Consider the following 20,897-nt stretch of genomic DNA (forward strand, 5'->3'; position numbering starts at 1 on the left):
CCCGGAGCGCGACGTCCCGACCGGGGCTCACGCCACGAGTCCGCCGCGGAGGGCCTCCATCGCCGCCTCGACTCTCGTGGTGACGCGCAGCTTCGTGTAGATGTGCGAGACATGGGTTTTCACCGTGGTCTCGCTCAGATAGAGATCGCCGGCGATGACGGCGTTCGTGGCACCCGAGGCCAGCGCCCGGAGGATCTCCGACTCCCTGCTCGACAGGGTGCCGACCGCGCGCTCGGCGTCCGATCGCGACGCGGGCGGATGCCCGGTGAGAGGGTGCGCATCGGCGGCCGCGACGATCTCGCGCAGCGACTGCTCGCTGAACAGCGTCGTTCCCGCGGCGACGGCGCGGACGGCCATCCCGAACGTCTGCGGCGGCTCGTCCTTCCGCAGGAAGCTGTGTGCGCCTGCGCGGATCGCCTCGAGGACCAGGTCGTCGACGTCGAGGGCGGTCATCGCCACGACTCGCGGGGGATCGGGCTGCGACATCAGCGCGGTGATGGCCTCGACACCGCCGACGCGGCGCATCTTCAGGTCCATGAGGACGACGCGCGGCCGGTGCCGCGCGACCTTCGACGGCACCTCATCCCCGTCGTCGGCCTCGGCGACGACACGGATGTCCCCCGCCGCGGTGAGGATGTCGAAGAGTCCGCGGCGGACGAAGGGATCGTCGTCGACGACGAGGACGTCGATGGGTGTGGTCATGATGAGGAGATCGTAGGCACCGACCCCGACACGCTCCTGCGACGTCGACGTCGACGTCGACGAGTCAGGAGTACCAGGGCAGCCAGGCGTGCACGACGAACTCGTCGCCGATGTGCTGCGCGCCGAAGGTGCCTCCGGCACCGCTGACCATCTCGTCGATCCCCTGCAGTCCGGTCCCCGTCCCGCTCGGTGTGGGGGCCGCCGCGGTCCGGCGGGTGCGGATCTCGACACGCAGCCCGCGGTCGGGCGTCCCGTGGACCGACAGGTGAACAGGTGACCCGAAGGCGTGCCGTGAGGCGTTGGTGAGCGCTTCGCGCACCACCCGGTAGGCGACGTGTCCCGCCAGCGGGCCCAACGGTTCCGGGGGCACGTCGACGAGCATGGTCACGTGGGCCCCGGCCGATCGGGCCGCCGCGACGAGGTCGGTGACGCCGTCAAGATCCTGTGCGCCCGAACCCATGTCGGCCACGGTGCCACCGCGGAGCACGCCGATGATCCGTTTGAGCTCGTCGAGGCCGTCGTGAGCGGTCTTCTGGATCAGCGACGCGGTGTTCGCGACCCGTTCGGGACCCTCGGTGCTGTTGACCTGTAGTCCCCCGGCGGTCAGCGAGATCCGGCTCAGCGTCGCGGCCAAGGTGTCGTGCATGTCGCGGGCGATGCGGGCGCGGTCGGCGGCCACCGCCATCTCTGCGCGCATCACCTCCGATTCACGCGTGCGGTCGTCGAGAGCCGTTGCGACCACGGTCAACTGACTGCTGGTACGACGCAGGAGTGACACCACGACCACCAGGGTCACCAGCACAGCCGCGACGAGCGGGGCCACCCACAGCGGCAGATTCCAGTCCGGCACCGGCTCGCCCTGGCGGATTCGCACGCCCATCGTGAGCGCCGAGTAGTCACGGCGGCGGAAAGCGTCATAGGTCAACGACACCGTGCAGGCCGCCCACACGACACCGATCGCGACAACGAGTCGCCGATCGCGGATCCGGGTGACGACCGTGAAGAGCGCGACGAGCGCCGCGGTGGCGTCGGTGGGGAAGAACAACGGCCCGGCGACGGCGACCGTGAGGACGAGCATCGGGTGTTCGTGCCGCCGCACGAGTGCCGCCGCCGCGACGACGTTGAGGATCAGGCCGCAGAAGATCAACCCGTCGGGGGTGCCAGCGCCGGCCGCGAGGCCCACGGTCATCAGGGTCGCGAACAGGCTGATGGTGACCAGCGCGATGGTCGTGAGACGGCGTCGGAGATGACCCGGCGACCCGCCCGGCGCCTGCAGCAGCCACGGCGGCAGCTGCGGTGGCGTCACCGGGATCGTGGGCATCATGGCGCCGACGGTACGGGCGGCCACCGACAGGACACCATCGGGCGATCGGGCCTCCCGGTGAGCACCGATCCGACCGATGGGGTGAGGGTGACCGACCGATCGGAGGATGCGGCGGGCCGGATGGACACGCTGGAGTGGTCGGGTACATCGACAACCGAAAGGCCCTGCCATGAGCCAGAACTCGCCCGATCACCCCCAGCCGACGCCCTACGGGTCGCCCTACCCGCCGCCGGCCCCGAAGAAGAACGTCTTCGCGCGGCACAAGGTGCTCACCGGCCTCGGCGTGCTCGTGTTGGCTGTCGTCGTGATCTCGGTCGCGTCGGGCGGGGGCGGGTCGTCGGACTCCTCGGACACCGCCGGGAGCACGACCACGGCCGCCGCGACGGGGTCCGCACCCGGGGGATCGACCGCGGCAGAACGGCCGTCGGCCGCGGCGCCTCGGCCCGGGATCGGCGCCCCCGCGCGTGACGGCAAGTTCGAGTTCGTCGTACGCGGGGTCCGCGACGGCGGGACGACCATCGGTCCCGACTTCATGGCCGAGCGGGCACAGGGCCGCTTCGTGCTGGTCGACCTGACCGTCCGCAACATCGGGGACCGGGCGCAGAGCCTCGACGTCTCGTCGCAGAAGGTGCTCTCGACGCAGGGGACGCAGTTCTCCCCCAACACGACGGCCACTATCTCCGTGGACGACGCCGCGGTGTTCTACGAACAGATCAACCCGGGCAACGCCCTGCAGCTCACGATCGCCTACGACCTGCCCGTCGGCGTCGACCCCGCCGAGATCGAGCTGCACGATTCGATCTTCTCCGGCGGGGTCACGGTCGCCCTGCGCTGACCCGCGGCTCGGCGACCGCGGGACACGCCCGGCATCCGGCGGGGACTAGAGCAGCAGCCGCACCACGTCGACGACGTGGGACAGTCCGGCGAGCGCGCCCGACGACGACCGCGGGTGCAGGGCGTGTACCGCGAGCCGGAACATGACCGCCCGCAACATCATCTGCGGCCACTCGGGCTGATCCGACCAGCGGGAGACGAGGTCCTCGTCGGCCCCACCCCAGGCCAACGCGTCGACGACCACGACGGCCGCGGCCCATGGGGCGGGTCGCCAGTACGGCACGAGATCGGTGATGCCGGGCGCGGCCGCGCCGGCGAACAGCACGGTGCCGAAGAGGTCGCCGTGCACCAGCTGTGACGGCGACTCGATGGGCTTGCGGAGGGTGGCAAGGGTTTTGAGCATCTCGATGCTCTTCACCCCGTCCGGCGACGTCGGCTCGCCGAAGCCGGCCGCACGGGCCGAGCGCAGCGGGGTGTCCTCCCACGCGGCCCGGTCGGCGGCGTTGAACACGTCGACGTCGGTGTAGGGCGGTGCCGGTGGTTGCAGCAGGAAACGCGGACGCTCGAGATCGGCGGTCACCTGGTGCAGGCGGTTGGCCAGCGACACGACCTCGTCGTGACGGGGCTCGGGCGATCCGGCGATGTAGGTGTCGGCACGCCAGCCCGACACCACGTAGCGACCGTCGGTGCCGCGCAGCGGACGGGCGACGCGCACACCGTCGACGTAGAGGTCTTCGCGGATCTTCGCCGACCACGCCGCGCGGGCGTGGTCGGGCACCAGCGACAGCACCACCTCGCCGATGCGCCAGCCGCCCTCCCACTCGCGGGTGAGGGCGATGGGGGTCGATCCGGCGAGACCGAACGTCGCGATGACGTGTTCGGGCGGATCGGGGGCATTCACACCGCTGAGATTACCGACCTCGCGCCTGCTAACCGGGGAGGTGCGGGTCGGCCGTGTTACCGGTCGCGGCGGTCGCTCGCCCGGCGCGTCGTGGCCGCCCCACCGCGGAGCTCGCAGGACGGAGGCCGACGAAGGCCAACACCGCGGCGATGACGAGGGCACCGGCGAACACAGGTACCGCGCGGTCGAAGGTGTCGTCGAAGGCCGGTCCGAGGCCGGCATCGGCCGGGGTCCCGGTGATCAGCGGGATCGCGGCGACCGACAGCAGACCCGCGGCGCGGGCCACGGCGTTGTTCACCCCGCTCGCCAGACCGGCGTGGTCATCGGCCACCGCGGCCAGCACCGTCGAGGTCAGAGGGGCCACGAGCAACACCATCCCGACACCGAGGACCGCGGCGCCGGGCAACACGTCGGTCGGGTAGAAGGCATGCGGACCGATCCGCAACATCAACAGCAGCCCGGTCGCGCACAGAAGGGCTCCGACGGTGAGCGGCCCGCGCGCGCCGACCCGTGCCGCCAACGCGCTCGACCGCGCCGAGAACAGCAGCATCAGCAGGGTCCCCGGAGTGAGCGCGGCGCCGGCCCAGAACGCCGAGTAGCCGGCGACGACCTGCAGCTGCAACGCAACGATGAAGAAGTAGCCGCCGAACGCGGCGTACACCGCGAACGTCATGACGTTGATGACGGTGAACGGACGCGACGCGAACAGGGTCGGCGGCACCATCGGTTCGGGTTGTCGACGCTCCACCATCACGAACGCGACACCCGCCGCGACCGCGACGACCCCCACCACCGCGACCTCGACCGCGCGGCCCCCCTCCGCGGCCCGGATCAGGGCCCACGTCGCGCCGGCGAGGGCGACCGCACCCAACACGGCCCCGACGATGTCGAAGTGCTTCGACGCGTGCGGATCTCGCGTCTCGGGCACGTGCCGTACGGCCACGGCGACGCACACCGCGGCGACCGGGACGTTGATGAGGAACGCCCACCGCCAGCCGGGACCGTCGGCCAACCACCCTCCGAGGAACGGGCCGAGGGCCGCGGCGACGCCCCCGAGCCCCGACCAGGTACCGATCGCCCGGGCCCTGTCGCCGGGGCGCAGCGACGACTGGATCATCGCGAGCGACCCGGGTGTCAGCAGCGCACCGCCGATCCCCTGCAGGCCGCGCGCACCGACCAACACCTCGACGTTCGGCGCCAGACCGCACAGCAGCGAGGCAGCGGCGAAACCGATCACGCCGACGACGAACACCCGTCGACGACCGAGTCGGTCGCCGAGCGATCCGCCGAGCAGGATGAGCGCCGACAGCGTCAGCATGTAGGCGGTGACTGTCCACTGCAGGGGCGCGAGCCCCACGTCGAAATCGTCGGCGATGCGCGGCAGCGCGACGTTGACCACCGTCGAGTCGAGCAACACCATCGACGACCCGAGTACGGCACACGCCACCACCCAGCGCCCACGCGACGACGAGAACTCCACCGACGCACCGGCCGAGGGGGCACCGGCCGGAGGGGAGCCCTCGGGCGTGGGGGTGGTCACGATCAGTAGACCGGCATCGACGGGTCGGTCTGACGCGCCCACTCCACGATCCCGCCGCGCAGGTGGCGCGCGTCGGCGAACCCGGCGCGCCGCAACACCGCCAGCGCCTCGGCCGATCGGATACCGGTCTTGCAGTAGAGCACGGTCGGCCGGTCCTGCGGCACCGCGGCCAGCGCCTCGCCGGAGACCAACTCCCCCAGCGGGATCAGGGTCGCACCGTCGATGTGGACGATGTCCCACTCGACGGGCTCGCGGACGTCGATGAGGGCGAGCGGCTCACCCGCGTCGAGGAGCCGCCGGAGCTCCGCGGCGTCGATGTCCGACCCGGTGGTGGTCGCGCCCTCGTCGGCGACGATGCCGCAGAACGCCTCGTAGTCGACCAGTTCGGTGATCGGCTCGGCCTCGGGATCCTTGCGGATGCGGATCGTCCGGTACTCCATGGCGAGGGCGTCGTACATCATCAGCCGACCCAGAAGCGTCTGCCCGACGCCCGTGATGAGCTTGACCGCCTCGGTCCCCATGATGGAACCGACGGAGGCACACAGGATCCCGAGGACGCCGCCCTCGGCACACGACGGCACCGTTCCCGGCGGCGGGGCCTGCGGGTAGAGGTCGCGGTAGTTCAGTCCGCGCCCGTCGGGGGCGTCCTCCCAGAACACCGACGCCTGTCCCTCGAAGCGGTAGATCGACCCCCACACATACGGTTTGCGCGCCAGCACGGCGGCGTCGTTCACGAGATAGCGCGTCGCGAAGTTGTCGGTGCCGTCGACGATCAGGTCGTAGCGCTCGAACAGGGCCACCGCGTGGTCGGCCTCGAGGCGGTGCTCGTGGAGTTCGACGGTGACGAAGGGGTTGATCTCGGCGATCGAGCCACGGGCACTCGCCGCCTTCGACCGCCCGACATCGGACTGGCCGTGGATGACCTGCCGCTGCAGGTTCGATTCCTCGACGTCGTCGAACTCGACGATCCCGAGCGTGCCGACGCCCGCGGCGGCGAGGTAGAGCAGCGCCGGCGAACCGAGTCCGCCCGCTCCGATGACCAGAACCCGGGCGTTCTTCAACCGCCGCTGCCCGGTCATCCCGATGTCGGGGATGATCAGGTGCCTGCTGTACCGCGCGACCTCGGCGCGCGTCAGTTCCGCGGCCGGTTCGACGAGCGGCGGCAGAGTGGTCTGCCCGGGGGGCATCTGGGGGGTTCCGGTGGTCGCCATGATCACCGCAGACGCTACGCCGCTCAGCTACCGGGGAACGGCCAGGGATTGGCCCGGCACACCAGATCACGGTCGGCCTGCATGTCCGGGTCGATCGCCATGATGTCGCTGTTGGCGACGCCGAAGCTCTGCTGCATCATCACCGGGGCCAACGCGCCCTCCTGGCCACACGGTTGATGCTTCTCGAAGCCGATCGCGTGCCCGATCTCGTGGTTGATCGCGTACTGGCGGTACAGCAGATCGTCACCCTGATACGACACCGCGCCACGCACCCATCGCGCCTCGTTGAGGGTCACGCGCGCCTCGGGCGGGTAGTAGCAGGAGGACTCGAGCTTGATCTGGTAGCCGCACAGCTCGCGGGTCGTGCCGGTCGAGGTCAACGACACCCGGAAGTCGGGGGTGCCGGTCTCGATGCGTCGGAACGACACCTTGCCGCCACCGATCCAGCTCTTCGGGTTGGCCAGCGTGGTGTCGACGAGTTTCGCGAAGATCGCGTCGCTGCCGTAATCGGCGGGCGCGAGACCGTTCTCGACCTCGACGGTGTAGGTGTACACCCGCGGTGCGGTACCCACCGCCCCGGTGGTGCCGGGCACCACACGCCACGATTTCGCGCCGTTCGTCGTGAACGATCCGCCGTCGGGCAACTGCCCCGCGGGCAGCGTGGCCGCGGCGGCGTTGCCGGTCGGCGCGCCGATCGGCGAGGTCTCGGAGTTGACGTCGGTGTTGCGCGACGCGGCGTCGGGTGCCGGTGCGGCCGGGGTCGGCGACGACGAGGTGCCGGTGAGGGTCACCGCCACGAGCACCACGGTGAGTATCGCGAGGACGGGCAGTGCGTAGGCCCGCCAGCCGTAGGTCGCGACGAAGGCACCGATCCGCGTGCGTTTGCGGCGCTCCGGACGCGGACCCCGCCGGCCCCGCGGGTCCTCGGCCGTCGGATCCCAGTGCGCGCGCAACGGCTGATCGTCGCCGGGCCGACCGCGTTCGGCGACCTGGCGCGCGATCGGTCGCCGATCGGGGCGAGGGGCCGTGGGGCGGTCGTGCGGGGCGTCGCCGAGCAGATCGTGGTCCACGTCGCGTTGCGGACGGCCCCGCCCATTCGAACCCCGACCACTCGCAGTACGCGAGGAGCGTTCCCGCGACGACGGGCGGATCGGCGGCGACGCGTTCCCGGGGGGCGCGTACTGCGGCGGCATGCGCCCCGCGGGCAGAGGGCCGGACGGATGCGGCGCAAAGGAGTCGGGTGCAGGTGGGTACGGGGGGTGACCGGGACCCGGGGCGCCGGTCATGGGCGCATCGCGCGGGTCGGGTCCACCGAATCCCGCTCCGGATCTGGGCGGTCCTCCCCCGCCTGGCGCACTCACGTGTTTCACCATCTCACAGCTCGTCGGGCGTTCCGGGGACGCGCGGCCACGTGCACACGTCCACGTTCACCCAGGTGTCCCCGATGTCAGCAGGCCACCAGCGACGCGGGATCGGCGATCTCGACGTGGCGGGCGATCTCTCGCGCCGTCTCCAGCGGGATCTCCATCTGACACACGTGTCCGACGGCACCGAACATCACCAACCGCGACCCCTCGATGGTGCGGATGACGCGCGGTGCGATGGCCGCGCTCACGAGCTTGTCGCGGCCGCCCCACATCACCAGCGTCGGCGAGGTGATCATGCGGGCGCGCCGCCAATGGTCCCGACCCGACATCCACAGCCAACTCGCGACCAGGGCGTTGAGGCTGCCCGACAACGCCGCCGGCGCCCACGGGAGCTCGGCGCGATCGACCGCGTGCTCGACGGCCTGCGCTATCCGGGTGGGCCCGAGGACCTGCGGACGCACCATGATCTCGCGCAGCGTCTGTGCCACCTGCCGTTCGGCGTGCACCCGACCCAGGTAGCCGAACACCGCGGGCCCGACCCGCGGAACCGTCGCCAGGGTCAGCGGGACGAACGACAGGCGCTTGATCCGGGGCCGCAGATCCGGGAACGCCGGCGAGATGAGGGTGAGGGTGGTGACGAGGTCGGGCCGCTGCGCCGCGACACGGGAGGCGATCGCCCCGCCGAGGGAGTTGCCGACCAGGTGGGCGCCGCCGAGGTGTTCGAGCACGGCGATCACCGCGTCGGTCATCGCCGTGAGCGAGTAGTCGCCTCCCGGCGGCGGGTCGGAGAACCCGAAGCCGGGCAGGTCCATCGCGTACCCGTCGAGCACCGGGGCCAGCACCTCACCGAGGTCGGTCCAGTTCAACGACGACCCGCCGAGTCCGTGCACGTACAGGGCCCGACCGACCGGAGCGTCGACATCCGCGGTGCCGGAGTCCGTGTGCACCGGCTCGGGACGGGGTACGTGCCGCACGTGGATGCGCCATCCCGATGCCCTCACCTGCTCCCCCGGCCACAGCGGGGTCGTGCGATCGAGCGGTGCGAGCAGGTCGCGCAGCGAGCGCGGTACGGACGGTGTCCGATCGGTGGTCGACACCGCTACAGCATGCCTCACCTCGAGGGTGTGACGCGTAGGGTCTACCCATGCCAGGCGCCGCTGATCGTGTACCCGTCGACTCGTCGGTGCACGCTGCCCCCGGCCGCACCCGTGGCGACGCCGGTCGCCGCAACACCCGTATGCCGCGCAGCGCCCGGCGCGTGCAACTGCTCGACGCCGCCAGCGAGATCTTCGTCGAACGCGGTTACCACTCGGCGGGCATGGACGAGATCGCGGTCCACGCCGGGGTCAGCAAACCCGTTCTCTACCAACACTTCCCCGGAAAACTCGATCTGTACCTCGCGGTGCTCGAGGAACACGCGGAATCGCTGGTCTCCGAGGTGCGCAAGGCTCTCGAGACGACGACCGACAACAAGCAGCGTGTGCGGTCGGCCGTCGGGGCGTTCTTCGACTTCATCGACCAGGACCACCAGGGCTACCGCTTGATCTTCGAGTCCGACGCCCTCGACCCCGCCGCGATCCGTCGCGTGGAGAGCGCCACCGAGGCCTGCGTCGACGCGGTCTACGGACTCGTCATGCACGACTCGGGGCTCGACCCCTACCGGTCGCGGATGCTCGCCGCCGGGCTCGTCGGTGCCAGCCAGGTGAACGCCCGCTACTGGCTCGACGCCAAACGCCCCATCAGCAAGCGCGACGCCGTGGAGACGACGGTCGAACTGCTGTGGGGCGGGCTGTCACACGTGCCGCTTCTCGAAGGCGGCCTCACCGAGTCCTGACGTCAGCTGTTCTTGGCGCCGAATCCGACGCGCGGACGCTCGGAGGTGCCGACCTCGACGTAGGCGATCTTGGTGACCGGCACCAGGAATCGCGCACCCTTCTCGTCGGTGAGACGCAGCAGCGCCTCCTTACCCGACAGCGCGGCCTCGACGGCGGCATGGACGTCGTCACTGGTCTGCTCGGTCTGCACCACCAGCTCACGCGGGCTGTCGGTGATGCCGATCTTCACGTCAACCGTCACGGTTGTCCTCCTGCTGTCGATGTCGGGCGCCTTCGACGCCAAGGCTAGTGGAGCGCCGACCCCGCACCGCAGGCGCTCCGCTGTGGGCGGAACAGGGGGTGACAGGGCGGGAGTGGGGGCAGACCTCAGCCCAACCCCAGTTCCTGCATGCGGGCGGCGTGGCGGTCCTGGATCGACTCGAAGAACGTGGAGATGCGCGTGAAGTCCGACGCCTCGCTGAACAGCAACCCCGTCAGGTCCTCCTCGGAGGCCAACACGTGCTGGGCCTGCGTGATCGCCTCGCCCAGCAGCCGCCGCCCCCACAGGCGCAGCGGAGAGGTGAGCGACGGATCGGCGGCGACGGCCGCACGCACCTCCGCGCACGCGAACTCGGAGTGACCGGTCTCGGCCATCACGTCCTGCACGATGCCCTCCGCGTCACCGGGCAGAGTGTGGGCGACCTCGAGGTAGAAGTCCGCGGCCAGGCCGTCACCGATGTACGCCTTCACCATCGACTCCAGCCAGGAATTGGGCGTCGTCGACCCGTGGTACTGGTCGAGCACCGGCGCGTAGTGCGCCACCGTGTCGACCACGTCGCGGCCCCGGCGCACGAGTTCGGCGGCCAGCACCTCGAAGTGGGCCATCTCGGCGCCGGCCATCTGTGCCATCGCCACCCGCCCGCGAATGTCAGGCGCCATCTGCGATTCGGCGGTCAAGCGGTAGAACGCCGCGATCTCACCTGCGAGCAGCACCCCGAACAACGACGTGATCCCGGGGTGGTCGTCGGGCAGCGGCGGAAGCTGCGCGTCGTCGTCGATGTGGGTAGGCGCGAGGTCTGCGGTCGACCGGGGCAGGCCGTCCGGAGCGGGTGTCGTGGGGGTGGGTGTCACAGTGGTCTGGGTCACGGGATGGTCGGCCATGCGGCGATCGTACCGACGCCGTCCACCCTGCAACCGGCCCCCGTGACCGGCACCGATGCGTGGTCGACACCCCTCACCACGTACCATCGGGGACGACGTGCAGTGCAGGCGCTGCCACTCGGTGCCGCCCGGCCCGCGCGTCCCCAGTAATGTGCGCGCACTTCTTGCCCGATCTCGAGCCGTCAGACACTTTTCGGCTCCCGCCCACCGCGTTCGAACGCCTGTGGCGGTGTGAAGCCTTTCGTGCGTGCTCCGCGACATCGGAAGGCACCCATCATCAGTACCGACAGCCATACCCACAGCGAGACCACGGCACCCACCGACCCGGTCGTCGTCATCGCCGAGAACCCCGACGACGACAGCCCCCAGACCACCGTCGTCGACACCGAGACCCACGTGGCACCCACCTTCGCCGAGCTCGGTGTGAGCGACGAGATCGTCGCCGCGCTGGCCGCCGACGGCAAGACCCACACCTTCGCCATCCAGGAGCTGACCCTGCCCCTGGCGCTCGCCGGTGACGACCTCATCGGGCAGGCCCGCACGGGCATGGGCAAGACGTTCGGCTTCGGCGTCCCGCTGATCCACCGCATCACCCAGGTCGCCCCCGGGTCGACCGGACCGCTGCGCCCCCTCGACGGCACGCCGCGCGCGCTGATCATCGTCCCCACCCGCGAGCTGTGCATCCAAGTGACCGGTGACCTGCAGGTGGCCGGCGCGAACATCGACGTCGATCCGCAGCCCAACCCGCCGCGGAAGCTGTCGATCGCCTCGATATACGGCGGGCGTCCCTACGAGTCGCAGATCGCCGAGCTGCAGGCCGGCGTCGACGTCGTCGTCGGCACCCCCGGCCGTCTGCTCGACCTCGCCCAGCAGGGCCACCTCATCCTCGGCAAGGTGCAGATCCTCGTTCTCGACGAGGCCGACGAGATGCTCGATCTCGGGTTCCTCCCGGACATCGAACGCATCATGCGGGCCCTGCCCGACGCCCGTCAGACGATGCTGTTCTCGGCGACCATGCCGGGCCCGATCGTCACCCTGGCCCGCACGTTCCTCAACCGGCCGACACACATCCGCGCCGAGCACGCCGGCGACTCGGCGGTGCACGAACGCACCACCCAGCACGCCTACCGTGCCCATGCCCTCGACAAGGCCGAGGTGGTCGCGCGCATCCTGCAGGCGCAGGGTCGCGGCGCCACGATGATCTTCACGCGCACCAAGCGCACGGCGCAGAAGGTGGCCGACGATCTGGGCGAGCGTGGCTTCAAGGTCGGAGCCGTGCACGGCGACCTCGGTCAGGTCGCCCGTGAGAAGGCCCTCGGACGGTTCCGGGACGGCAGCATCGACGTCATCGTGGCGACCGACGTCGCCGCCCGTGGCATCGACATCGACGACGTCACCCACGTCATCAACTACCAGTGCCCCGAGGACGAGAAGGCCTACGTCCACCGCATCGGCCGTACCGGCCGCGCGGGACGCACCGGCATCGCGGTGACGCTCGTCGACTGGGACGAACTGCACAAGTGGGCGGCCATCGACAAGGCGCTCGGACTCGGCATGCCCGAGCCCGTCGAGACCTACTCGAGCTCCGAGCACCTCCGCACCGATCTCGACATCCCCGCCGACGCCACCGGCCGTGTCCCCGGCGCCAAGCCCTCCGAGGACGAGCGGGCCGCGCGCGGTGAGAAGCGTGAGCCGCGGGAGAAGCGCGAGCCTCGCGCCGACCGTCAGCGCCGCCGGACCCGTTCGGGCGGCGCGGCCATGGCCTCGGCCACCGCACAGGCCGAGACCGAGTCGTCCGAGGCGGCCTCGTCGAGTGCCTCGGCCTCCTCGAGCGCGTCGGCGGACGGTGACACCGCCGGCGGCACCAAGCCGCGTCGTCGGCGTCGCCGCGGGCGCGGTGGTTCGGGTTCGTCGAACGTCGCGGCCGGCGAGTCGACGTCTGCGGGTTCCGCCGAGCAGTGAGCGACGCCCGGACGGACACCACGACACCCTCGGGTGGGCCCGCGCGGCCACCCCTCCGACCTGAGCGGCGCACTCGCCTCGACCTGGTGATCAGCGCGCTGATCGTCGTCGTGGTGATCGTCGTCGCCGCGGTCGTCTGGTACGTCAGTCCGTCCCGGCACACCACCTCCGACCCGGCGGGGGTCCCGCTGACCGCGGTCACCCCGGCCGCGGCCGTACCGGCCGGCTTCACGCAGGGGTGGTCGGCGCCCTCGGGGGCGAGCACCACCGCGATCGTGACCGACAGTGCGGTCGTCACCGCCGACCGCGGCACGGTCGAGGCCCACGACCCGGCCACCGGGACGGTGCGGTGGAGCTATCGCCGCAACCTCGACCTGTGCGGCGCGATCGCCGGCTGGGAGGCCTCCCCCGGTGTCGTGGCGGTGTACCGCAACAGCCGTGGGTGCGGTGAGGTCACCTCACTCGACCCCGACGACGGCCACCGCTCCGACACCCGCAGCAGTGACGCCGACGACGAGATCAGACTGTCCGCGAACGCGGATTACGTCGTCTCGCAGGGTCCGACCCGACTCGAGTCCTGGGGGTCGACCCTGGTGCGCGGCGTCGAGTACGGCCGCGTCTCGGCACCGGTGAAGCCGGGCACCCAACCCCGGGCGGGGTGCCGGATGTCCTCCAGCGCCACCGGAGCCGACCAGATCGCCGTCATCGAACGGTGCGGCGACGAACCGGGATATCGCCTGTCGATCTTCTCCGCCGCGCAGGACAAGGACGAGAAGGTCAAACAGCTCGGATCGCGGATCATCACCAGCGGCACCGCGTCACCGCCGCCTCGCGTGGTCGCGGTGTCGTCGTCGTCGGTCGCGGTGTACCTCGGTTCCGGTGGCGCCATCTCCGGCGGCACCGGTGGCCCACAGATCCAGGTGTTCACCACCGGTGCGGTGCTGAGCAGTTCGCACGAGGTGCTCGGTGACGCCCAGGCGCCCGCCGATTCGGTCCCCGTCCGCAGCGACGGTCTGCTGTCGTTCTTCACGGGCAAGGGCACCGTGATCCTCGACGCCTCGGCTCTCACCCCGCGCTACCAGGTGCCGGGCACCCTCGGCCCGGCCGCGGCCATGGGCACCGACCTCATCGTGCCCGGACCGTCGGGGATCACCGTGCTCGAGGCGGCCACGGGACGGCAGTCCCGCACGATCGCGCTGGCACGACCGGGATACAGCGGTGGCACCGTCACGCTCTCGCCCATCGGCGACGACATCGCGATGTTCTACGGCGGGACCGTGCACATGCTGATCGGGAGCTAGGCGCTACACCGCGGTCTCGAGGGTGGCGAGCGCCTTGCCGCCGTCCCAGTGCTGCCACAGGTTGTCGGCGAGTTCGCGGTAGGCCTGCGACCCCTTGTTCTTGCGACCGGTCATCACCGTCGCGCCCGACGCCGACGCCTCCGCGAATCGCACGGTGCGCGGGATCGGTGGGCTCAACACCGGCATCTCGTACCGGTCGGAGACGTCGGCCAGCACGTCACGACTGTGTGTGGTGCGCGAGTCGTAGAGCGTGGGGATCACACCGAGCAGCGTGAGCGCCGGGTTGGTGATCTGCTGGACCTCGGTGACCGTGCGCAGCAGCTGACCCACACCGCGGTGGGCGAGGGTCTCGCACTGCAGCGGCACGGCGACCTCGTCGGCGGCGGTCAGACCGTTGAGGGTGAGCACCCCGAGCGACGGCGGGCAGTCGAGCAGGATGACGTCGTAGTCCTGCGTGACCTGCGCCAGCGCGCGCTTGAGCGCGTACTCGCGTCCAGGCCGCATCAGCAGCAGGGCCTCGGCGCCGGCGAGATCGATCGTCGCGGGCAGCAGGGTCATGCCGTCGTCGGTGGACACCAGCGCGTCGACGATGTCGCTCTCGCCGAGCAGCACCTCGTGCACCGAGACCTCGAGGTGGTCGGGGTCGTGACCGAGGGAGAAGGTGAGACATCCCTGCGGATCGAGGTCGACCACCAGCACCGACAGGTCCATCGCGGCGAGAGCGGCGCCGATGGAGGCGACGGTGGTGGTCTTCGCGACGCCACCCTTCTGATTGGCGACGGCGAGGATCTTGCTCATCGGAGGGCCCGATCGGTGTGCAGGATGATCATGACTGTCCCATTCCCCTCGGTGGCCTCGTGGCGACGGCCGTGTGTGCGCACCGCGCACGTTCTCTGCGGCGGCTCGTGAGATGAGGATATGCCCCCGACGTCGCGACGCGGCGGCGGTGGGAGGATGACGGCGTGGCCACAGCGACGCATCGACTCATCGTCATCCGACACGGCGAGACCGAGTGGTCCAAGAGCGGTAAGCACACCGGTTCCAGCGACATCGACCTCACCGACACCGGCATCGAGCAGGCCCGCAGCCTGGCCGGTCGGGTCGAGGAGTTGTCGCTCACCGACCCGCAGGTCTTCAGCTCCCCGCGGTTGCGCGCCCGCCGCACCGCCGAGCTCGCCGGCCTTCAGGTCGACACGGTCGAACCGCTGCTCGTGGAGTGGGACTACGGCGACTACGAGGGACTCACCAGCCCGCAGATCCACGAGACCGACCCCGGCTGGACGGTGTTCGCCGACGGCGGCCCCGACGGCGAGTCGCCCGACGAGATGAGCGATCGTGTCGACACCGTCATCGAGAAACTCACCCCGTTGCTCGACCGCGGTGACGTCGTGGTGGTGACACACGGACACTTCTCGCGGTCGTTGCTGGCGCGATGGATCGGCTCGCCGATCGCGCGCGGGCGCCACTTCACGATGCTGCCCGCGTCGATCGCCGTCCTCGGGTTCGACGGCGAGTCCCGTCAGCTCACCGCGCTGGGTATCACCGGCTACCGCAGCGCCGATTATGTCGACGCGGGTCGGCCGACGCGTCCCCTGAGCTGACTCACGCCGCGTCGAAGACCACGTCCCGCGGCCAGGTGATGTCGATGCGTGGCGCACGCGGGTGTTCGACATCGATGACCGGTGGCGGCGGTTGGTCGACGTCTGGCGGTTCGACCCACGGGTCACTGTTCGTCGAATGCTGGTGGAGCAGTTCGTCGATGCGGTGGAGGTGGTTGGCGCGGAGCTTCTCGGGTGGGTCGGTGTTGCGTCGCCACCCGTAGCGGCCCTTGTCGGGGCCGTCGGCGATCTTCTCGGTGACCCATTGGTGGGGTTCAGAACCGACGGCCCGGTTGTGGCGTCTACAGGCGGGGGCCATGTGGGACGAGTCGGTGAGTCCGCCGGCGGCCCAATCTTGTTCGGCGTGATGCATTTCGGTGTGCCCGAACGGTGTCGTGCAGTCGTCTTTGCTACAGCCCCGCGGCTGAAGAACAGGGGGCCCGTGACGTCGTCGAACACCGCGAGGTGGGGCTGGGCGTCGGCGGCCAGCTCGATCACGTCATTGGTTCTGGAAAACCGCTGACCGTGCCGAAAAGCGGCATCGAGCGTGCTTCGAACACACGCAGGTCACCTCCGAACAGAGCACGCTCGATCGCGCTTTTCGGCACGGTCAGCGCATCGTCGCGCACCTGGCCAGGTGTGAATGTGAATAGTGTTGAACGTGAGTGTATTTCGGGTGGGTGGTTGGGTTCTACTGCCGCTGACGGTGCGGAAGCCGGCCGTCGAGTGTGCGTTGTTTCGTCGTTGGCGTGCGGTGTGTTGTCAGCACACTCGACGACCGTTTCCACACAGTCAGCAAACGCAGGTCACGCACTCGACGACCGTTTCCGCACAGTCAGCAACCGCGGGTCACGCACTCGGCGACCTTTTCCGCACAGTCAGCACGAGCGCACACTCGACGACCGTTTCCGCACAGTCAGCATCTCTGGACGCATCGTCGGCTGTGTCAGTCCTTCGGGGGCTCCGCGTCGGGGGCGTAGTCGTCGGCGAGCCAGCGGACCGACTTCGGCGAGAACAGCAGGCCCAGCACGATGACCACCACCACGAGCAGCGGCGCACCCAGCCAGGGCTGACCACTGTCGGTGAGCAACGCGAAGGCGACGGGGATCAGCAGGATCTGCGCGACCACGGCGATGGCGCGACCCCAGCGTCGGCCGGTGAACAGCGCGACACCGCCGGCCACCACACCCGAGCCGAGGATCGCGAACCATCCGGCCGTTCCGTAACTGCTGATGAAGCTCTCGTCGGCCCCGGTGGCGCCGTGCACGGCGAGCACGACCGCGATCACCACGGCCACGATGCCCTCGAGCGCGACCACCACGCCGGCCCGACGCACGGCGGTGGGAGGACCGGTGTCCGGACGGCGCTCGGCAGGTGTACGACTCACCGGTCCAGCGTAGTTCGTCGGGCGCCCACGCCGAGAGGCCGCCGATCGGCGGCGGTGTCGCGGCCCCCCGACGATTGTGTCCCCCCTCGCGGCACCCTCTAGGCTCTGCAGATCGTGCGTGCCCTGCTGATCGTCAACCCGTTCGCGACGTCGACCACCGACGCGGGGCGCGACGCGCTGGCCGACACCCTCTCGGCGAAGATCGACCTCACGGTCGAACTGACCACCCATCGCGGTCACGCCGGGGAGATCGCAGCCCGCGCCCGTGCGCAGGGCTGCCCGATCGTGATCGTCCACGGCGGCGACGGCACGGTGAACGAGGTCGTCAACGGTCTGCTCGACGCCCCCGGCGACCCCATCGGCCCGAACCCCGCCCCGGCCCTGGCCGTCATCCCCGGCGGCAGCGCGAACGTGTTCGCGCGGTCGCTGGGCATCGATCCCGACCCCATGAAGGCGACGGCGCAGTTGCTGACGTTGCTCGCCGAGCGGTCACGGCGCCGGATCAGCCTCGGTCACCTCTCCGCCGAGGCCCCGAAGCGCCCGGGGGCCACGCCCTCCCCCGCCGCCGCGTCGGGCCGGTGGTTCCTGTTCAACGCGGGGATGGGTGTCGACGCGGAGGTCGTGGCCTCGATCGAGGACCAGCGCAACGCGGGGAAACCTGCCAGCGACGCCCGCTACATCGCGACCACGGTGCGCCGTTTCATCAGCGCGTCCCGTCGCCCACCGCAGCTGTCGGTGTCGCTGCCCGGTCGCGACACCATCGACGACGTCCACTTCGTCTTCGTCTGCAACGCCAACCCGTGGACCTTCATCGGCCCGCGGCCGGTGTGGACCAATCCCGACACCACCTACGAGTGCGGTCTCGGCGTCTTCGCGTCGTCGTCGATGAGCGTCACACGCAACCTCGGCATCTTCACCCAGCTGCTCACCGGCCGAAAGCCGCACGCGCGGCACGTCCTGACCGACGACGACGTCGCGTCGGTGCGCCTGACGGCGCGCGCCCCGATGGACGTGCAGATGGACGGCGACTACGTCGGCAAGGCGACGACCGCGGCGTTCGGGTGTGTGCGCGACCGACTCGAGGTCGTCGCACCACCGCTGTCCGCCTGAGCCGACACGGGTGCCGACCGGCACGGTTCGTGGGTGTGAGTTTCTGCATGAATGTCGTGAAGACAGCGCAGGATGTTCCCGACAGTAGTACAACGGTGCAGGGAGTTCGCCACGGACCCCCGTTGTCGCAGTGACATTGCCCACGTGTTAACGCGACACCATTGACTTCATCGTGATTCGTGAAAGCATTCACAAGCAACAGTGCGGAAACATTGAGTACGCACAGATGAACGACAAGTGACAACCGGCGCGATCACACACGCGCGAAATCGAAGGAGCACGCACATGGACTGGCGTCACAATGCAATCTGTCGCGATGAGGACCCGGAGCTGTTCTTCCCCGTGGGGACCAGCGGACCGGCCATCGCCCAGATCGCCGACGCGAAGCTCGTCTGCAACCGCTGCCCGGTGACCGCCGACTGCCTCTCGTGGGCACTCGAGTCGGGCCAGGACGCAGGGGTCTGGGGCGGCATGAGCGAGGACGAGCGTCGCGCACTGAAGCGTCGCAACGCGCGCAACCGGACGCGCAGCACCACGGTCTGACGCGTTCACCACGCACCAGGGCCCGGCGGGAAACCGCCGGGCCCTGTGCTGTGTGGGGGCACCCGGCATCCGGCGGTCTCAGCGCAGCGGCACCGTGAGGATCGCCGCCGTACCGCCGCCGTCGGCGGGCGCGAGATCGAGTGTGCCGCCGAGTTCTATACGGACCAGCGTGTGCACGATCTGCAGTCCGAGACGTTCCGAGGCACGGATGTCGAAGCCGGGTGGTAACCCGACCCCGTTGTCGCGCACGGTGACCACGAGTCGACGGGTGTTGCGGTCGGCGTCGATCACCACCTCACCGTCGCGGTGCTCGTCGGTCCCGAAGCCGTGCTCGACGGCGTTCTGGATCAACTCGGTCAGCACCATCACCATCGGCATCGCGAGATCCGACGGCAGCACCCCGAGGGTGCCGCCTCGACGGACCACGGCGTCGCTGTCCCCGGACGCGACGTCGGCCATCACCGGCACCAGCTGATCGACGACGACGTCGAGATCGACCTCCTCGTCGACACTGCCCGACAGCAGTTCGTGCACCAGGGCGATCGCGGCCACCCGGCGGACCGCCTCGGTGAGCGCCCCGCGCGCCTCCGGGTTCTCGGTACGACGGGCCTGCAGTCGCAGCAGCGCCGAGACGCTCTGCAGGTTGTTCTTCACCCGGTGGTGGATCTCGCGGATCGTCGCGTCCTTGCTGATGAGCGCCCGGTCCCGGCGTTTGACCTCGGTGACGTCACGCACGAGGACCGCCGCTCCCGAGGGTTGACCCCGCGGACGCAGCGGGACGGTGCGGATCAGGACGCTCGCCCGCCGCGCGTCGGCCTCGATCCGGCGCCCCGAGCCGCCGGCGACGGCCTCGCGGATCATCGCGATCGTGTCGTCGGCCTCGAAACGATCGGTGAGCAGCTCACCGAGAACGTCGGTCAGGTGGTTGCCGGTGAGGTCGGTCGTCCACCCCATCCGGTGCACCGCCGACAGGGCGTTGGGACTCGCGAACACCACGACACCCTCGTCGTCGACTCGGATGAAGCCGTCGCCGGCGCGCGGCGTCGACAGCCCGCGGGAGTTGCCCTCGTTCTGCGGGTACGCGCCGTCGGACATCATCTGACACAGGTCGTTCGCGCAGTCCTGGTAGGCGAGCTCGAGGTGCGAGGGCATCCTCAGCTGCGCGAGGTTCGCGGTCCGACTGATCGCGGCCACCACCTCGCCCGCGAACCGGACGGGCACGGCCTCGCGGCGGATCGCGGTGTGCCCCAACCACGTCGGGTCCTCCTCGCGGAGGATGCGACCGCTGGTGAAGGCCCTGCGGACCTGCGGGTTGGCGTCGGGCGACCGGTCGTCATCCTCGACGACGACGCGACCGACCTGATCGAAGGGGAACACCGTGGGTGCTGTGTTCGGACGGCACTGGGCGACGCAGATCAGGTCACCGGACTCGGTGGGGACGTACATCAGCAGGTCGGCGAACGACAGATCTGCCATGAGCTGCCACTCGGCGACCACACGCTGTAGGTGCCCGGCATCGGCACCCGACAGCGACGTGTGTTCGGCGAGGAGATCGGTGAGCGTCGACATCTACCGGGGTCCCGCGGCGCGGGAGGGCACCGACACGTGGCGGTGGATCAGTCGATGGTGGCGATGAGGTGGCCGGCCTGGATCACGTCGCCGACGGCGACCTTCACGTCGGTGACCGTGCCCGCCTCCTCGGCGAGGACGGGGATCTCCATCTTCATCGACTCGAGCAACACGATGGTGTCGCCGACCTCGATCTTCTGACCCGGCGACACGACCACCTCGAGCACGCTCGCGACGATCTCGGCCACGACCTCTTCTGCCATGACGACCTCCAGTGCTCTCGGCTCTCCGGTGGCGGCGACTGGGCTTCGCTCGCTGCCGAGGACAACCTATCGCAGACCACGGCGGCACGATTGGAGCCGGGCATCCCCGTCGCGCGTCCGCGCGATTGGGGTCTCACGTGGTGGTCGTGGGAGAATCGATCCCCTGTACCCACCGACGCGGGTCGCGCCGCTCGGATGCCATCACATCGCAGTGCACGGGAAGGAGAACACCATGGGAAAACGTGGACGCAAGAAGCGCGCGCGCAAGAAGAATGCCGCCAACCACGGCAAGCGCCCCAACGCCTGAGAA

The 20,897-nt window shown here is 70.1% G+C and carries 23 protein-coding genes; 8 read left to right on the forward strand and 15 right to left on the reverse strand.

The window, feature by feature from the left end; translation table 11 throughout:
• Positions 1–27 precede the first annotated feature (27 nt).
• Both ASG12_RS17150 and ASG12_RS17155 read right to left on the reverse strand, forming a co-directional pair.
• Positions 28–702 carry a response regulator gene (locus tag ASG12_RS17150; RefSeq protein ID WP_055792383.1) on the reverse strand — a complete coding sequence of 225 codons (675 nt, stop codon included), beginning with the start codon at positions 700–702 and terminating at the stop codon, positions 28–30.
• A 64-nt stretch (positions 703–766) separates the two neighbouring features.
• A complete protein-coding gene (locus ASG12_RS17155) occupies positions 767–2,050 on the reverse strand; it encodes a sensor histidine kinase (protein WP_235457326.1) in 1,284 nt (427 codons plus the stop codon).
• Between the two features lie 145 nt (positions 2,051–2,195).
• Between ASG12_RS17155 and ASG12_RS17160 the strand changes: the two genes are divergently transcribed.
• On the forward strand, positions 2,196–2,861 hold the full coding sequence (locus ASG12_RS17160; protein WP_055792385.1) for a DUF4352 domain-containing protein: 666 nt from the start codon (positions 2,196–2,198) through the stop codon (positions 2,859–2,861).
• A gap of 45 nt (positions 2,862–2,906) precedes the next feature.
• Here ASG12_RS17160 and ASG12_RS17165 read toward each other — a convergent pair whose 3' ends face one another.
• From ASG12_RS17165 to ASG12_RS17185, 5 genes are all read right to left on the reverse strand, one after another.
• Positions 2,907–3,761 (reverse strand): TIGR02569 family protein, encoded by an 855-nt coding sequence (locus ASG12_RS17165; RefSeq protein ID WP_055792388.1) that lies wholly within the window; start codon positions 3,759–3,761, stop codon positions 2,907–2,909.
• A 28-nt stretch (positions 3,762–3,789) separates the two neighbouring features.
• Positions 3,790–5,301, reverse strand: a complete 1,512-nt coding sequence (locus tag ASG12_RS17170; RefSeq protein WP_082502211.1) for an MFS transporter — start codon at positions 5,299–5,301, stop codon at positions 3,790–3,792.
• 2 nt (positions 5,302–5,303) lie between these two features.
• Entirely contained in the window at positions 5,304–6,512 is a 1,209-nt protein-coding gene (moeZ, locus tag ASG12_RS17175; RefSeq protein WP_235457336.1) for an adenylyltransferase/sulfurtransferase MoeZ, read from the reverse strand.
• A 23-nt stretch (positions 6,513–6,535) separates the two neighbouring features.
• The gene (locus tag ASG12_RS17180; protein WP_443089106.1) at positions 6,536–7,582 is read right to left on the reverse strand and encodes a DUF3152 domain-containing protein; all 1,047 of its coding nucleotides are present in this window, start codon (positions 7,580–7,582) and stop codon (positions 6,536–6,538) included.
• Positions 7,583–7,959: 377 nt separating this feature from the next.
• Positions 7,960–8,976 carry an alpha/beta fold hydrolase gene (locus ASG12_RS17185; RefSeq protein ID WP_235457338.1) on the reverse strand — a complete coding sequence of 339 codons (1,017 nt, stop codon included), beginning with the start codon at positions 8,974–8,976 and terminating at the stop codon, positions 7,960–7,962.
• A 47-nt stretch (positions 8,977–9,023) separates the two neighbouring features.
• Here ASG12_RS17185 and ASG12_RS17190 point away from each other — a divergent pair, with 47 nt between their 5' ends.
• Positions 9,024–9,713 (forward strand): TetR/AcrR family transcriptional regulator, encoded by a 690-nt coding sequence (locus ASG12_RS17190; protein WP_082502122.1) that lies wholly within the window; start codon positions 9,024–9,026, stop codon positions 9,711–9,713.
• Positions 9,714–9,715: 2 nt separating this feature from the next.
• On the opposite strand, the gene ASG12_RS17195 is transcribed toward ASG12_RS17190, so the two are convergent.
• Both ASG12_RS17195 and ASG12_RS17200 read right to left on the reverse strand, forming a co-directional pair.
• Complete coding sequence (locus ASG12_RS17195) at positions 9,716–9,955, reverse strand: DUF3107 domain-containing protein (RefSeq protein ID WP_045823609.1); 240 nt, start codon at positions 9,953–9,955, stop codon at positions 9,716–9,718.
• Positions 9,956–10,080: 125 nt separating this feature from the next.
• Positions 10,081–10,854: a ferritin-like fold-containing protein gene (locus ASG12_RS17200; protein WP_082502123.1), complete on the reverse strand. Its 774-nt coding sequence runs from the start codon at positions 10,852–10,854 to the stop codon at positions 10,081–10,083.
• Between the two features lie 336 nt (positions 10,855–11,190).
• Here ASG12_RS17200 and ASG12_RS17205 point away from each other — a divergent pair, with 336 nt between their 5' ends.
• Both ASG12_RS17205 and ASG12_RS17210 read left to right on the forward strand, forming a co-directional pair.
• Positions 11,191–12,816 carry a DEAD/DEAH box helicase gene (locus ASG12_RS17205; RefSeq protein ID WP_055793781.1) on the forward strand — a complete coding sequence of 542 codons (1,626 nt, stop codon included), beginning with the start codon at positions 11,191–11,193 and terminating at the stop codon, positions 12,814–12,816.
• Complete coding sequence (locus tag ASG12_RS17210) at positions 12,813–14,117, forward strand: Rv3212 family protein (RefSeq protein WP_055792393.1); 1,305 nt, start codon at positions 12,813–12,815, stop codon at positions 14,115–14,117. The genes ASG12_RS17205 and ASG12_RS17210 overlap by 4 nt, the downstream gene beginning before the upstream one ends.
• A 3-nt stretch (positions 14,118–14,120) precedes the next feature.
• Here the strand turns inward: ASG12_RS17210 and ASG12_RS17215 are convergent, their stop codons facing one another.
• The gene (locus ASG12_RS17215) at positions 14,121–14,915 is read right to left on the reverse strand and encodes a ParA family protein (protein ID WP_045823610.1); all 795 of its coding nucleotides are present in this window, start codon (positions 14,913–14,915) and stop codon (positions 14,121–14,123) included.
• 164 nt (positions 14,916–15,079) lie between these two features.
• Here ASG12_RS17215 and ASG12_RS17220 point away from each other — a divergent pair, with 164 nt between their 5' ends.
• On the forward strand, positions 15,080–15,718 hold the full coding sequence (locus tag ASG12_RS17220; RefSeq protein ID WP_055792395.1) for an acid phosphatase: 639 nt from the start codon (positions 15,080–15,082) through the stop codon (positions 15,716–15,718).
• A gap of 1 nt (position 15,719) precedes the next feature.
• On the opposite strand, the gene ASG12_RS17225 is transcribed toward ASG12_RS17220, so the two are convergent.
• The 3 genes from ASG12_RS17225 to ASG12_RS17230 form a co-directional block, all read right to left on the reverse strand.
• On the reverse strand, positions 15,720–16,088 hold the full coding sequence (locus ASG12_RS17225) for a hypothetical protein (protein WP_055792398.1): 369 nt from the start codon (positions 16,086–16,088) through the stop codon (positions 15,720–15,722).
• Positions 16,089–16,209: 121 nt separating this feature from the next.
• Complete coding sequence (locus ASG12_RS22275) at positions 16,210–16,344, reverse strand: hypothetical protein (protein WP_268810455.1); 135 nt, start codon at positions 16,342–16,344, stop codon at positions 16,210–16,212.
• A 317-nt stretch (positions 16,345–16,661) separates the two neighbouring features.
• Positions 16,662–17,102: a hypothetical protein gene (locus tag ASG12_RS17230; protein WP_055792400.1), complete on the reverse strand. Its 441-nt coding sequence runs from the start codon at positions 17,100–17,102 to the stop codon at positions 16,662–16,664.
• Between the two features lie 114 nt (positions 17,103–17,216).
• Between ASG12_RS17230 and ASG12_RS17235 the strand changes: the two genes are divergently transcribed.
• Both ASG12_RS17235 and ASG12_RS17240 read left to right on the forward strand, forming a co-directional pair.
• Positions 17,217–18,212 (forward strand): diacylglycerol/lipid kinase family protein, encoded by a 996-nt coding sequence (locus ASG12_RS17235; RefSeq protein WP_235457350.1) that lies wholly within the window; start codon positions 17,217–17,219, stop codon positions 18,210–18,212.
• 285 nt (positions 18,213–18,497) lie between these two features.
• On the forward strand, positions 18,498–18,755 hold the full coding sequence (locus tag ASG12_RS17240; protein ID WP_045823614.1) for a WhiB family transcriptional regulator: 258 nt from the start codon (positions 18,498–18,500) through the stop codon (positions 18,753–18,755).
• A 78-nt stretch (positions 18,756–18,833) separates the two neighbouring features.
• Here ASG12_RS17240 and ASG12_RS17245 read toward each other — a convergent pair whose 3' ends face one another.
• Complete coding sequence (locus tag ASG12_RS17245; protein WP_055792403.1) at positions 18,834–20,324, reverse strand: sensor histidine kinase; 1,491 nt, start codon at positions 20,322–20,324, stop codon at positions 18,834–18,836.
• A gap of 47 nt (positions 20,325–20,371) precedes the next feature.
• A complete protein-coding gene (locus tag ASG12_RS17250; RefSeq protein WP_055792405.1) occupies positions 20,372–20,587 on the reverse strand; it encodes a biotin/lipoyl-binding carrier protein in 216 nt (71 codons plus the stop codon).
• Between the two features lie 232 nt (positions 20,588–20,819).
• Between ASG12_RS17250 and ASG12_RS22355 the strand changes: the two genes are divergently transcribed.
• Complete coding sequence (locus ASG12_RS22355; protein ID WP_369758845.1) at positions 20,820–20,894, forward strand: 50S ribosomal protein bL37; 75 nt, start codon at positions 20,820–20,822, stop codon at positions 20,892–20,894.
• Positions 20,895–20,897 lie beyond the last annotated feature (3 nt).

This window comes from Williamsia sp. Leaf354, from assembly GCF_001424365.1.
In the GTDB taxonomy this organism is placed as follows: domain Bacteria; phylum Actinomycetota; class Actinomycetes; order Mycobacteriales; family Mycobacteriaceae; genus Williamsia_A.